Raw genomic sequence first — 14,374 nt, 5'->3', positions numbered from 1 at the left:
GTCTTAAAACATTAATTGTTCAAAATTATAAGTAGGAATTTCATCAACTTCTGCTGTCAACTCTTTACTCTTGCGGATAAGATCAATAATTTTCCTATTATTATCTTCTTGGACCACTTTTTCAGAATTCTGAATACGTTCTTTGACATCTTGAGTCAAATCAAAGCTCATATCAATTTCCTGACTAGCATCTACAAAACTTGATAAATCTGTGTTATCCAAGACTTCCAAGTGTTTTTGCAAGACTTCTTTGAGTTCCTTCTTCAAGACATTTTCTTGCATAACGATTTCACGTTTAATAGCTTCTAGCTCAGCCATTGATAATTCAAAATCAGAAAGTCGCTCAGCCACTTCCTGTTCCGTTGAAGTCCGAATATCTGAAGCTTCATCATGAGCATCTTTAATGACATTTTTCGCCAAATCTTTTGCTTCTACGATAACTTCTGAGATTAGTAATTCTTTACTCTGATATCGTACTAAACGCTCTTTCAGATCATTTATGGTATCTTCTTGGTGTCTGATAGTGTCTTTCAACCTTTCTTGATCATGATTCATCTGCCGAATCGTTTCATGAACGGAAGATCGTGAATATCCAAAAAACAACGTTTTTCTTAATCGTACTGCACGGCCCATATATGTGCTACCTCCTAAATGTTTATCCATGGATTTTTATTTGTATACTATATCCAAGGACATTGTACCCTCCCCCCTCCTATATGTCAAGGTTTTTGCCTATTAATCTTATCAAAACCGAACATTCTTTGATTTTCATCTGTTTTTCTGAAAATATTCATAAAAAAAGAGCCAAAATTACTTTGACTCTTCTAATAATAATCGTTTTTATCTTTATACATCCAAAACATATTGGAACTTATTCAACAGGTTTTATAACCTGTATCAACAAAGGACTACTCTCCTACTCACAGCTTTTAATGCGTTTCTCCACCAACGGTCTTTAGGTCTGCCTTATCCTGATAAGATACAATGGCTGCAATTGCCGCTTCGATTCCTTTGACAATATCTGCTAAGCCCATTGAAGCAGTATTTGGCTTGTCTACGACTTGCTCGGTCATAAATGGAATGTGCATGAAGCCTGCTTTCAAACCTGGGAATTTCTTATCCGCCAAGTACAAGGCTTGGTACATCAAGTGGTTGCAGACAAAGGTACCTGCTGTATTTGAGACAGAGGCTGGTAGACCTGCTGCCTTGATTGCCTCTACCATGGCCTTGATTGGCAGAGTCGCAAAGTAAGCTGGTTCACCATCTGCACGGATAACCGTATCGATTGGCTGGTTGCCATCATTATCTGGAATCCGAGCATCATCTTGGTTAATGGCAACACGCTCTGGTGTCAGACCAAATCGACCACCTGCTTGACCGATACAAAGCACAACATCTGGTTGGTAGGCAGCGATTTTTTCTTCCAATACCTGTGCTGATTTGTAAAAAACAGTTGGGACTTCCACCCATTGGACTTCTGCACCAGCAATGTTAGCTGGCAATTGTTTAACAGCCTCTAAGGCTGGATTGACAGCTTCACCACCAAAAGGATCAAAGCCTGTTACGAGAATTTTCATGATCTACTCCTTTTCTCTTTTTCTAACACAAATGCTTCGGCTTAAAATGCGAGCAGATACATCAAGACAATATGAACGACAATCATAATGAGGGCGACCGGCGCCTGCACTTTAATGACCCCATTCTTATCTTTCATATCAAGCAGGGCTGCCGGCAAGGCATTGAAATTTGCTGCCATAGGAGTCAATAAGGTACCACAATAACCTGCTGTCATCGCAAAAGCACTAGCAATAATTGGATCAGCTCCTAAGGCAAAAACAAAGGGAACACCAACACCGGCTGTAATAACGGTAAAGGCCGCAAAGGCATTTCCCATAATCATCGTGAAAATAACCATGCCAAGAACATAAGCTACCACACCGAAGAAACGACTTCCGTCAGGCACAAAGCCACTAATTAGGTTTGAAATCACCGTTCCAACACCAGCTAGGGTGAAGATGGCTCCTAAGGCTGCTAGCAACTGCGGTAAAATACTGCTTGTTGATGTCAACTGAATCATGCGGTTATTTTCTGCCAGCAATTCCTTCGGCTTAGCGCGCGTTATCACAACAATAACAATTGTAGCAACCAAAGCTGCAATTCCCAAGGAAACCGAACTGAATTTTGGATAGAATCTTGCTACAAGGAAGGCCACAATCGCAAGGGTAATAACGGGTACAAAAATTCCAAAACCGTATTTTCGAGCTGCTGCTTCTGCCTTTTCTTCCTTAAATGCTGGTAGGGTACCGATTTTAACCTGTTTGAAGAGTGTAAGCAAGGCCAACAAGACCACTAAGATTCCCGTCACAAGAGAGGGAATATAACTACCTGCAACAAAAATCACACCTAGAATAGCCCAAAATAAGCCTGTTCCAATCCGTGTATCATTGCTCTCATCTTTTACTGCACAATAGGCTGTGTGAAGCAATTGCAGTCCCATGACGACATAGGCAATTTCTAATAAAATGGGTACAAATTTTTCCATAATCTCCTCCTATTTCTGGTGCTTTCTCTGCAATTTCTTATCAAATAAGAAATTCGAAATAAGAACCACAACAAAGGCAGCTCCTGCGATGATTAAAGACGTTAGGGCCAAGCGTGCATTGTTTTCTTCGTAACCTAACGAAACTAAGGTTCCACTAATCAACAGGATACCCGCCGCTCCTGAGAAGGTATTTTGACCAAAGAAATTCCCAAAGTTTTCACTAGCTGCTGCACGACCTTTTAATTCTTCGATTTCCTCTTCTGCTAGTTCTCCATACTTGGCTTGGGCTGCTGCCTGCCCCATTGGCTCAACCAAGGGACGAACAAACTGTGGATGCCCACCCAAGCGGATAGAAAATAGACCACAAACTAAGCGTACCAAGACATATAGGCTGTAAAAAGCACCTGCTGTCAGTGATTTAATGGAGTTCATCATATGAATAGCGCGGTGACGCAAGCCATACTTTTCAGATAATCCAACCAATGGAAGTGTCACCAAGAAAATCGTAACCACTCGCTGGGCGGTGAAATTTTCTCCCAATACTGTCAAAAACTCAACAACTGACATTCCAGAAACCAAGGCAGTAACAAGACCTGCCACAACAACTGTCGCAATCGCATCAAACTTTAGGACAAAGCCTATCACAATGATGAGAATGCCCACTAATTTAATCCATTCCATGATGAATCTCCTCCTTTTCCTATATATTATTATACTATTTTTTTTACAAAAAAGGAAATCCCTATTTTATACTGGTTGCTACTTCCAGAATTCCATAATGAAATTTCTGATTGGGACGAACCAGGCGAGTAAAACCAAGTTCTTCAAAAATAGGATCTCTAAAATGGGCTTTTAAAATAATTTTTTCTTTTGCTACTCGCTTCGCTTCTACGAATAAGTCTTTTGTTAACCTTGCGGGATTAGCCAAATTCTCTATGCCTGCTAAATTCTGTGATTCGACAATGTCCTCAGAAAACATGGGGTCAAAATAGACAATATCAAAGGAATGACTTGCCTGCTGTCGTAAGAAAGTAAGACTATCCATTTCGACCACTTGAATCGACCGCATAGCTGTATTGACCTGCTCCATACCAGTATCCCAATTCTGCAATCCTTGACTCACAATAAAAGCAATCAGGCTCGTAGACTCAATGGCTGTCACTTGATGACCAGCGCTTGCCATCACGATACTATCAGAAGCCAAGCCCATAGTAGCATCACAAATCCTTTTAGGAGTTGAGCCAATCAGCTCTAGCAAGGGATCATGCTGCGATTTGATACGCAACAGTGCCGTATCTGGGTGGAAAAATAATCGCTTTCCTCCAACCTGCTCCAGTAAAAGTCTATCCTGATAGACCACTAAGACTGTCCCATACTGCTCTTGTAGTCGTTTAACAGCCTGTTTTTTCCGCTCAATATAGGGCACACCGAAAGAAGTTGCAATAGTCTTTGCCCTTGCAACCAACTGTTCATCCATACCAAGACTTGTTGTAACAATCCATTTCATACTGCCAGTATAACAAAAAAGATGACTTCTGTCGAAATCATCTTCTGATATCATCTAATTGCTATTGATACTCCATTAAAATTAATTTACCTTTTTAATACTTTCTTACGTCCGCACTATCTAAGAACGTATCAAAAAATGCTAAATAGAGTATGAGTTTTTCAGTGAGAAATTTGATGACTACTCTGTTGCATTTTATAGTGGATTGAGCAAGGCAAGGAGCTACAGATAGAACTGGCATTAATTGAGGATTACTCCATAATCCCTATTTCCAACCTTCAACAGTCTACTGGACTATTGAAGCAAAACGACTTATACTCGTCAAAAATTAAAGTCTGACGTCGTTAACTCACCTTGCTGAACTTCAGCTCTAGCTACGATTTCGTTGCCTAGTCAGATGTTGATTTTTATAGAGTATAACGATCTCCTAATTTTTATTCAATTCACTATACATCAAAGAAAAAGTGAAAATAGTTTATAACTATCCTCACTTTCTTTTATTCTATTATAAATTGACCTTTGTGCGAATGACTTCTGCATCAAAGTCTGTTGCTGGCTTGTAGCCCTTGGCAAAGAGTTCTTTGATATAGAGTTTATTGTAGAAGAAACCCCAAGCAACCCATACTAAAAGGGCGAGAGCAGAGACATCTGAATTAAAGAAAACTCCTCCAATTACCATGTTAACCAAAAACATAATGGCTGCCCACTTCCAGTCCCCACGGAGTAACGGGACCCAGAAATTGAAGAAAAAGGTTGTCCAAGAAAAGCCTACTGGCGCTTGTTTGAATTGCCCAACCGGGCTGACTAGATTTACCTTCACTACACTTACTCCTCTATTCCTTTTGCTTTCTATTATACTCTAAATGGCATTGGTCGTAAAGCTGCGGCTCTCTAACACTTTTAACATAGCGTCTGCCGTATCAAGGGCGGTAAAGAGCGGTGTGCCTGTTTCGATAGCAGAGCTGCGGATGATTTGTCCATCTCCTTCTGCCACACGTTTTGTTCCAACTGTATTGATAATGGCCTGTACTTGCCCCTTACGAACAAGAGCTGGAATGTCATTTTCCTTGTCCTCACCCAGTTTGTTTACTGCGATAGAGTCTACACCATTTGCCTTGAAGAATTCACTCGTGCCTTCAGTCGCAAAAATACCATAGCCAATTGCTTCAAATCGTTTAGCCAAGGCAAGAGCTTCTTCCTTAGTTTCATCTGCAATTGTAAAGACAACATTGCCAAATTCTTCCAAGTGGAAATGACTGGCTTCAAAGGCTTTATACAATGCTTTTTCAAGGGTCGTATCTGTCCCCATGACCTCACCAGTTGATTTCATTTCAGGCCCTAAAAGGCTGTCTACTTTAGCTAGTTTGGTAAAGGAGAAGACAGGAGCTTTTACATGGACATTGTTCGATTCAGGATATAAGCCGTCTGCATAGCCTAATTCCGCTAGGGTTTGCCCTAAAATCAGCTTCGTTGCTACCTGCGCCATTGGAACATCTGTCACTTTCGATAAGAATGGAACGGTACGGCTGGCACGTGGATTGACCTCGATAACATAGACCGTTTCATCCTTGATGACGAATTGAATATTCATCATGCCAATACAGTTCAATCCAATCGCTAACCGCTTGGTATAGTCTGCAATTGTTGCTTGAATTTCCTTTGACAAGGTCTGCGGAGGATAGACGGCCATCGAATCACCTGAGTGGACCCCTGCACGTTCGATATGCTCCATAATTCCTGGAATAAGGACATCTTTTCCGTCCGAAATAGCATCCACTTCACACTCACGACCAACAATGTAAGAATCGACAAGGACAGGATGCTCAGGGCTTGCTTTAACCGCTGTCCGCATATAGCTCCTTAAGTCAATCTCATTTTCAACGATTTCCATAGCTCGACCACCAAGCACATAGGACGGACGAACAAGGACAGGAAAGCCAATCTTGCGAGCAGCTTCAACAGCTTCTTCTTCATTCGTTGCAGTTTGCCCTGGCGGTTGTGGAATACCTAAGTCTTTCAAGGCTTTTTCAAACAAATCACGGTCTTCCGCACGGTCCAAGTCTGCAACTTGGGTACCGATAATCCGCACACCTGCCTTAGACAATGGTTCTGCCAAGTTAATCGCAGTCTGTCCACCAAATTGAACAATGACACCGATTGGCTGCTCAAGCTCAATCACATTCAAGACATCTTCGAAGGTCAAGGGTTCAAAATAGAGCTTATCTGAAACAGAGAAGTCTGTCGATACCGTCTCTGGATTTGAATTCATGATAATCGCTTCATAACCTGCTGCCTGAATGGCCTTAACAGAGTGAACAGTGGCATAGTCAAACTCGACCCCTTGTCCAATCCGAATTGGTCCTGATCCCAAAACAAGGACAGATTCTCGCTCAGAGCGAATCGATTCATTTTCCCATTCATAGGTCGAATAGAAGTACGGAGTGGCACTTTCAAACTCAGCCGCACAAGTATCCACCATTTTATAGACAGGAACAATCCCATTTTCCAAGCGGAACTGACGAACTTCCTCAGTAGTCTGCTGCCATAATTCTGCAATCTTGCGGTCTGCAAAACCATTTTGTTTCGCACATTTCAAGACATCAACATTGCCAATATTGCTAGCTAGCTCTGCTTCTAATTCAATGATATGGACCAGTTTATCCAAGAAAAAGATATCGATTTTCGTTAGATGAGCAATTTCTTCCACCGTAAACCCACGGCGAAGAGCCTCAGATACATAGAAGAGACGATCATCTTGCGCCTTGACAATTTTTTCCACTAAGACATCATCTGTCACGGTTGCCAAGTCTTTCATTTCTGTATGATAGACACCAATTTCAAGCGAACGACAAGCCTTCAAAAGACTTTCTTCAATGGTCCGACCAATTGCCATAACCTCACCGGTTGCCTTCATCTGTGTTCCCAAACGGCGCTCACCTTTTTCAAATTTATCAAATGGGAAGCGAGGAATTTTGGCAACAACATAGTCCAAGGCTGGCTCAAACATGGCATAGGTCGAACCTGTGACAGGGTTAATCATCTCATCCAAGGTCAAGCCTACAGCAATCTTAGCAGCGAGTTTGGCAATCGGATAACCTGTTGCCTTTGAGGCAAGAGCTGACGAGCGAGACACGCGCGGATTTACCTCAATGACATAGTATTTAAAGCTATGCGGGTCAAGGGCCAGCTGCACATTACAGCCTCCTTCAATCTTGAGGGCACGGATAATGCTCAAACTTGCATCACGCAGCAGTTGATTTTCAATATCTGATAAGGTCTGAGTTGGGGCAAAAACAATCGAATCTCCTGTATGGATGCCGACAGGGTCAAAGTTTTCCATGTTACACACGACTAAGGCGTTGTCTGCACTATCACGCATGACTTCGTACTCGATTTCCTTAAAGCCAGCAATCGAACGCTCAATCAAACATTGGGTCACTGGAGAGAGTTTCAAACCATTTTCTGCAATCTCACGGAGTTCTTCTTCATTGGCACACATACCACCACCCGTTCCCCCAAGGGTAAAGGCAGGACGAACAATGACTGGGTACCCAATGGTCGCTGCAAAAGCTACTGCTTCTTCCACGGTATTGACAATTTCAGATTCTGGAATGGGTTGCCCCAAATCTTCCATTAACTGCTTAAACAAATCACGGTCTTCAGCCTGATCAATGGCAGATAATTTCGTCCCTAAGAGTTCAACCCCAAGCTCATCCAAGATACCAGCCTTAGACAATTCCATGGCCATGTTGAGTCCTGTCTGACCACCCAAGGTTGGCAAAAGAGCATCTGGTCGCTCCTTACGCAAAATCCGAGATACAAATTCAAATGTAATCGGCTCAATATAAACCTTATCTGCAATCTCCTTATCCGTCATAATCGTTGCCGGATTCGAATTGACCAAGACAACACTATAACCCTCTTCCTTCAAGGCAAGACAAGCCTGTGTCCCCGCATAATCAAACTCAGCCGCCTGACCAATAATAATCGGCCCAGACCCAATCACCATAATTTTCTTAATATCACTACGTTTTGGCATAATTAAGATATAAAGGGCGTCAAACGAACACAGTCAAAATAGGAGTTTGTTCCGCAGAACAATGAGTTCTAGGACAAACTATCTTTTTGACAAAGTTCGTAGCCCGTATTCAATTTTGCAAATACGGCTCCCTTTGTTTCTCCTTTCTATTCGTCAGCTCTCTGGCTGTCATTAAATATTCCTCTTACTGATTGTTATTTTCAGCTTGAAATGCATCAATCAATTCCATAAAATCGTCAAACAAATAGCTGGCATCATGTGGACCAGGTGCTGCATCTGGATGGAACTGAACAGAGAAGGCTGGTTGATAACGGTGGCGAACGCCCTCGACTGATTTGTCATTGATTTCCTCATGGGTAATCATCAAGCAGTCTGGTAAGTCTTCGCGCGACACCGCAAATCCATGGTTTTGAGAGGTAAAATCGACACGGCCAGTTGCAATTTCACGAACGGCATGGTTAAAACCACGATGCCCAAATTTCATCTTATAGGTGCTAGCCCCATTTGCTTTTGCCAATAATTGATGCCCCATACAGATTCCAAAAATCGGAATTTTTCCTTGAATACCACGAATCATCTCCAAGGCTTCTGGCACATCATCTGGATCCCCAGGCCCATTTGAGAGCATGACACCATCTGGCGCTAAGTTTAAAATTTCTTCAGCAGTCGTATCAAATGGTACTACCGTGATGTTACAATCACGTTTTGAAAGCTCACGTAAAATGGAATGTTTGAGACCAAAGTCTACTAGAACAATATTGCGACCAATTCCCGGTGCAGGGTAGGCAGTCTTAGTTGAAACCTGTTCGATATTATTGGTTGGCAATACTGTCGCGCGTAGCTGATCTGATAAATGCTCAACCGAATCTCCTACATCTGCAAGCGTTGCCCGCATAGTCCCATGTTGACGAATAATTTTGGTGAGAGCGCGCGTGTCAATTCCTGAAATACCCGGAATTTTCTTGGCCTTTAAAAATTCATCCAAGGTTAATTGATTGCGCCAGTTGCTTGCTCGACGAGCCCATTCACGAACTACAACACCCTTACAAGTAGGGGTAATGGATTCGTAGTCATCACGATTGACCCCATAATTTCCAACCAACGGGTAGGTAAAGGTCAAAATTTGACCATTGTAGGACTGGTCTGTAATTGACTCTTGATAACCTGTCATCCCTGTGTTAAAGACAATCTCACCTGTCACATCAATATCTGCTCCGAAGGCTTCACCTTCAAAAATCGTTCCATCTTCTAAAATTAGCAATCGTTTTGCCATTATTTCCCTCCTCGTCTGCTCTCTCTGGAGCCTGTTAACGTTTCTATTTAGTGGCTCTTGCCTGTAAAACAGCTTCTAAAATAGCCATTCTCACAAAAACACCATTTTGCATCTGTCGAACAATGCGTGATTTCGGTGCTTCAACTAAGGCATCAGCAATTTCGACATCACGATTGACCGGAGCTGGGTGCATGATAATAGCTGATTCCTTCATGCGATGATACCGCTCCTGTGTTAATCCGTGCAATTGGTGATACCCTTCTTTAGAAAAATGACCATTCCCATCATGGCGTTCATGCTGCACGCGCAGGAACATCAAGACATCTGCTTGCTCGACAATATCATCCAAGGCTACATGCTGACCATACGGCTCAAATTCTGCTGTATACCATTCACTTGGTCCTGCAAAAAACAATTCTGCACCCAAGCGTTTTAAAATCTGCATATTGGACTTGGCAACACGTGAATGCGTCAAATCCCCTGCAATCATAATCTTTAAGCCCTCAAAGCGCCCAAATTCCTCATAAATGGTCATTAAATCAAGCAGAGACTGGCTAGGATGTTGTCCAGATCCATCTCCCCCATTCACAATCGAAGCCGTAATGGTTGGGCTCTCAATAAGCTCTCGATAGTAATCTACTTCTGAATGGCGGATAACACAGATGTCTACTCCTAAGGCACTCATGGTCAAAATTGTATCATATAAAGTCTCTCCCTTATTGACTGAGCTAGTCTTTGCATCAAAGTCAATCATATTTAGCCCCAAACGTAGCTCTGCCATTTCAAAGGACTTGTGAGTACGAGTGGAATCTTCAAAGAAGAGATTAGAAACATAAACAGGCTGGTCAATCGCAGCGGTCGCTTCTCCCCATTTAAAAGCCAATCCACGCTGAATCAATCCCAATACTTCCTCATTTGTTAGGCTCTCCATGGTCACCACATGCTGGAGTGACACCTTTCCGTCGATGATTGCCATTTTTTCTACCTCTTATTTCGCCTCGTTACTATCAACCAATAACACCGAATCATTGCCATCTGACTCCACCATCTGCACAATGATTTCTTCTGTGCGACTGGTTGGAATATTTTTTCCGACATAATCTGCTCGAATTGGTAATTCACGGTGGCCTCTATCCACCAAAACCGCTAGACTAACTCGGGCAGGGCGACCAAGTGACACAATATTATCAATCGCAGCTCGAATGGTCCGTCCTGTATAGAGAACATCATCAACCAAAATCACATCGCGGTCATTCACATCAGCAGTCATCTCAGTTGTATCTTCTGCGACCTTCATGTCATCCCGAAATGGCTTGGTATCCAGTTCTCCAAGTGGAACATCAATTCCTTCCAACTGTTTCAAGCGCTCTTGGATACGTTTTGCAATATAGACTCCACGTGTTTTAATCCCAGCTAAGACAATATTATCTAGCTCTTTATTGCGTTCGATGATTTCATAGGTAATCCGGGTAATAGCCCGTTTCATGGTCATCTCATCTACTATTTCCTTGGTTTTCATGACAAACTCCCTTCTCGCCTACTGGCGCAAAAAAATCTCCTTGACCACAAGGAGATTCCAGAAAATAAGGTCTTATATTGCTTCTTAAAACGGGTAAAATAAGTGAAATGTGTACCTTGCCTAATGGCAGTTCAACCTGCGATTCAACATCTGACTATTTACTTCGTCTTACTAAGCTATCCAGAAACCTGTTTTAGCTGATACTCCTTGCCTGTTTCACGGAACAGTCCTTAAAGGATTTATTTCTATTAGTATAACAGAATTTTTCTCAAAAAACAAATCGTAGGTCGAAAATGAACAGCACTCCCTAAAACCTAGTAGCGAAACCGTAAGGAACTGTCTAAAATACCACTATTATAGACAAATAAGGACTGGCCGTTCTGCCAATCCTTATATTTTATTTTTCGTCTAGCTTATTTCTCAGCTACACCTTGATCAGCTGTTAATTCAACCTTATTCAATGGTGCTTTAGAAGCTGATCCTAATAGTGTATCTGAATATTTAACACGTTTATTGACAGCTGTAAGGGTTTCTGATTCGAAGGTTGGAATCGCAAATGCTTGCTCAAAGGCATATTTTTGCCATTTCTTGTAATTTTCAAGATTTTTCTTCTCGTCAAATGATTCTTCTGAACCGATAGCCTTGAGTAACTCAGTATTTTCATCTGATACGTAACGAGACATATTGAATTGAGCTTCTGGTCCCCACAAACCTGTTGGATTTGGATCGTAACCTGTTGACCAACCACCAATGTAAGCATCAATATTGGCATCATTTGCTTGAATCATATCATAGAATGAATTCAATTCAATCGTACGACCTGTGTAGAGTTCAACATTTAAGCCAACTTCTTTCCACCAGTTAATGTATTGTTGTACGAGAGCTTCATTTGCCTCAGTCCGTTTACGAGCTGCAAGACTAATCTTGAATGGTTTTCCATTCTTATCTTCACGGATACCGTCTCCGTCTACATCTTTATAACCTGCTTCATCGAGTAATTTCTTCGCTTTTTCTGGGTTGTAAGTGTAGCCTTCTAACTCTGAATCATGTAAATCACCAAAGAATGAAATAATCAATGAAGTTGCTGGGTGATACAAACCATTGTAGAGCTTATCTCCTGCAGTCTTATTATCAAGTGCATACCCCATAGCTTGACGCAATTTCACATCATTCATCTTGGCATCAGGATTCATAACATTTTTATTGGCATCCTTGTCATATTTTCCAAGATTGAACGATACATATTCGTAGCTAGAAGCAAGACGACCAAGGACTGTGATATTAGATAAGTCTTTAAAGGAATCTAATTGGTCACTTGGCATTTCAGCTATATCATAGTGACCTGCTTTCATCTCTGACACAATGGTATCAGGAGATACAATATCCATCTTCACACTATCAACTTTTGGTTTGCCGTCAAAGTAATTTTCATTCGCTACAAAGGTAACCGATTCACCACCGACAACCTCCTTTATTTTGAATGCGCCCATACCAACAAACTTAGTCGTTGCACGTGCATAGTCACTCTTTTCCCAATCAGCAACAGGAATATCCTTGAAGATGTGTTTTGGCATAACATAGGCTGGAACATTTCCTCCTGCATACATCATTGAAGGAGTCATTTCTTTCACAGTTAGGACAGCTGTATAATCGTCAACTTTTTCAATCCCTGAAATCTTATCTGCTTTTCCAGCGACAAAATCATCCATTCCGACGATATTTGTGAAACGCTCATCAAAACGCACACCAGTATAGCCTTTATCAGCCATTTTTTCAATGGTAAAGATATAATCATCAATTGTAAATGGCTGTCCATCAGACCACTTATAATCCTTACCAGTCAATGTCACAGTAAGTTTTTTACCTTTTAAATCGAAGTCAACCTTGGCAAGGCCTGAATCATCTAGCTTACGGTCACCGTCATATCCAAACATGGACTCATCAACCAGACCACCAAAAGAACTATCAACGGTATTATCTGACAATTCATCCATCAACAATCCTGTAGAAGCTGAAGCAGCTACAATTGCATAGTTGAGTTGACCACCTTTGATTGGAGTCCCTTCATTTGTTACTTCCGTTTGGAATGATAAGTTTTCTTGTTCAGCATTTGATGCTTTTTTTGATCCACATGCTGCTAATACAGAAGCGGATAAGAGAGTCACTGCAGCCAGTGAGAACATTTTTGTTGTCTTTTTCATAAAACCATACCTCAAGATTTTTTTGATCTTAGCTAGACACGCATCCTACATGTCTGTTGTTGTATTTTAGCATAAAATTATTCTTTTGTCTGTATTTTTATGAAGGAATATTCAGAATTTTTGCATATTCTAACATTGTCATGTAAGAAAATCCTCCCTAATATGTCAGAATTAAGGAGAATTTCAATCTTTTCATGATATTTTTTGAAAATATATAAGAGTATAAAAGAATATTTAAACAGTACGTGGTTTTCGTGACCGATTTGGTACGCGAATGGATTTCAGCAATAGTAAAGCAAAACCAGCCAGTAAATAAGCAATAAAAATAGTGACTGAATAGTTCAAAACAAAGTTCCAACCGTATTTGGGAACATTTAAGAAGAAATAGGCAAAGGGACTGTCTTTCGCCTCAGGAATGGGCCATTTGATAAACAGACCATTGATGAGAGCAAAAGCTAAATAGATAACTGGCAAGGTTGTCCACCAAATTGGATCAAACCACTTGTATTGTCTTTGCTTGTCCAAAAACAAGGTATCTAGTAGAAAGTAAAGCGGGACAATATAGTGACAGAGAAGATTTTCCACCCGCCAAAAATCTGTCGCTAAGGGAGCTAGCATCAGATGATAAATGACACAGGTAATCATAATCGACATGGTGACTGCTGCTTTTATCCGTAGGAAGGACCGACTTTGCAAGTCTTTTTTACGGTACAGAGCAGAGACCATGTAAGTCGAAAATAGAGCTACCAGCAAATTGGACTGCACGGTATAATACATCAGCATCCCAATACCATACTTAACAATCTCAAGAGTCGTTCCGACAATGGCAAGAATAGCCAACAAACAACGCGAATAAAAATACTTACTTTGATAGTTCAATGTATTCCTCCTAAAATAAGAAGAGGGAGCGAAACAATAACGTGTCCGACTCCCAATTCTTATAAGAACCTATTTGGTTAGATTTTTTTCACAAATTCTGATTTCAATTTCATGGCACCAAAACCATCAATCTTACAATCAATGTTATGGTCACCTTCCACAATGCGAATGTTTTTCACACGTGTGCCTTGTTTCAAGTCCTTCGGTGCTCCCTTGACTTTCAAGTCCTTAATCAAGGTTACCGTGTCACCATCTGCCAAACGATTTCCATTGGCATCGATTGCCACAAGTCCTTCTTCTTCAGCAACCTCTGCGGGGTTCCACTCATAGGCACACTCTGGACAGATGAGCAATACACCGTCCTCATAGACATATTCTGATTGACATTTTGGACAATTTGGTAAAGTTTCCATA

General features: G+C 41.3%; 13 protein-coding genes. All 13 read right to left on the bottom strand.

Annotated elements, in window-relative coordinates:
* Positions 1-3: 3 nt before the first annotated feature.
* Positions 4-633 carry a DivIVA domain-containing protein gene (locus J5M87_RS04465; RefSeq protein WP_160463263.1) on the bottom strand — a complete coding sequence of 210 codons (630 nt, stop codon included), beginning with the start codon at positions 631-633 and terminating at the stop codon, positions 4-6.
* A gap of 296 nt (positions 634-929) precedes the next feature.
* Positions 930-1,577 (bottom strand): pyroglutamyl-peptidase I, encoded by a 648-nt coding sequence (gene pcp, locus J5M87_RS04460; protein WP_154608613.1) that lies wholly within the window; start codon positions 1,575-1,577, stop codon positions 930-932.
* A gap of 41 nt (positions 1,578-1,618) precedes the next feature.
* Positions 1,619-2,542, bottom strand: a complete 924-nt coding sequence (locus J5M87_RS04455) for a DUF979 domain-containing protein (protein WP_154608614.1) — start codon at positions 2,540-2,542, stop codon at positions 1,619-1,621.
* Between the two features lie 9 nt (positions 2,543-2,551).
* Complete coding sequence (locus tag J5M87_RS04450) at positions 2,552-3,223, bottom strand: DUF969 domain-containing protein (RefSeq protein WP_154608615.1); 672 nt, start codon at positions 3,221-3,223, stop codon at positions 2,552-2,554.
* Positions 3,224-3,284: 61 nt separating this feature from the next.
* The gene (locus J5M87_RS04445; RefSeq protein ID WP_154608616.1) at positions 3,285-4,049 is read right to left on the bottom strand and encodes a class I SAM-dependent methyltransferase; all 765 of its coding nucleotides are present in this window, start codon (positions 4,047-4,049) and stop codon (positions 3,285-3,287) included.
* 505 nt (positions 4,050-4,554) lie between these two features.
* A complete protein-coding gene (locus tag J5M87_RS04440) occupies positions 4,555-4,869 on the bottom strand; it encodes a DUF2628 domain-containing protein (RefSeq protein ID WP_160463262.1) in 315 nt (104 codons plus the stop codon).
* A 39-nt stretch (positions 4,870-4,908) separates the two neighbouring features.
* Positions 4,909-8,088: a carbamoyl-phosphate synthase large subunit gene (gene carB / locus J5M87_RS04435; protein WP_154608617.1), complete on the bottom strand. Its 3,180-nt coding sequence runs from the start codon at positions 8,086-8,088 to the stop codon at positions 4,909-4,911.
* 184 nt (positions 8,089-8,272) lie between these two features.
* Positions 8,273-9,361 carry a carbamoyl phosphate synthase small subunit gene (locus J5M87_RS04430; RefSeq protein WP_154608618.1) on the bottom strand — a complete coding sequence of 363 codons (1,089 nt, stop codon included), beginning with the start codon at positions 9,359-9,361 and terminating at the stop codon, positions 8,273-8,275.
* A 43-nt stretch (positions 9,362-9,404) separates the two neighbouring features.
* On the bottom strand, positions 9,405-10,337 hold the full coding sequence (locus tag J5M87_RS04425; protein ID WP_154608619.1) for an aspartate carbamoyltransferase catalytic subunit: 933 nt from the start codon (positions 10,335-10,337) through the stop codon (positions 9,405-9,407).
* Positions 10,338-10,349: 12 nt separating this feature from the next.
* Complete coding sequence (gene pyrR / locus J5M87_RS04420; protein ID WP_154608620.1) at positions 10,350-10,880, bottom strand: bifunctional pyr operon transcriptional regulator/uracil phosphoribosyltransferase PyrR; 531 nt, start codon at positions 10,878-10,880, stop codon at positions 10,350-10,352.
* A gap of 413 nt (positions 10,881-11,293) precedes the next feature.
* Complete coding sequence (locus J5M87_RS04415) at positions 11,294-13,081, bottom strand: oligopeptide ABC transporter substrate-binding protein (protein WP_154608621.1); 1,788 nt, start codon at positions 13,079-13,081, stop codon at positions 11,294-11,296.
* 234 nt (positions 13,082-13,315) lie between these two features.
* A complete protein-coding gene (locus tag J5M87_RS04410) occupies positions 13,316-13,960 on the bottom strand; it encodes a Pr6Pr family membrane protein (protein ID WP_154608622.1) in 645 nt (214 codons plus the stop codon).
* A gap of 77 nt (positions 13,961-14,037) precedes the next feature.
* Positions 14,038-14,373 (bottom strand): zinc ribbon domain-containing protein YjdM, encoded by a 336-nt coding sequence (locus J5M87_RS04405; protein WP_067089781.1) that lies wholly within the window; start codon positions 14,371-14,373, stop codon positions 14,038-14,040.
* Between the last annotated feature and the right edge of the window lies 1 nt (position 14,374).

The organism is Streptococcus sp. zg-86, assembly GCF_017639855.1.
GTDB classification, from domain to species: Bacteria; Bacillota; Bacilli; order Lactobacillales; family Streptococcaceae; genus Streptococcus; species Streptococcus zhangguiae.
The sequence above is the reverse complement of the archived record's forward strand: the minus strand, read 5'-3'. Positions and strand labels throughout refer to the sequence as shown.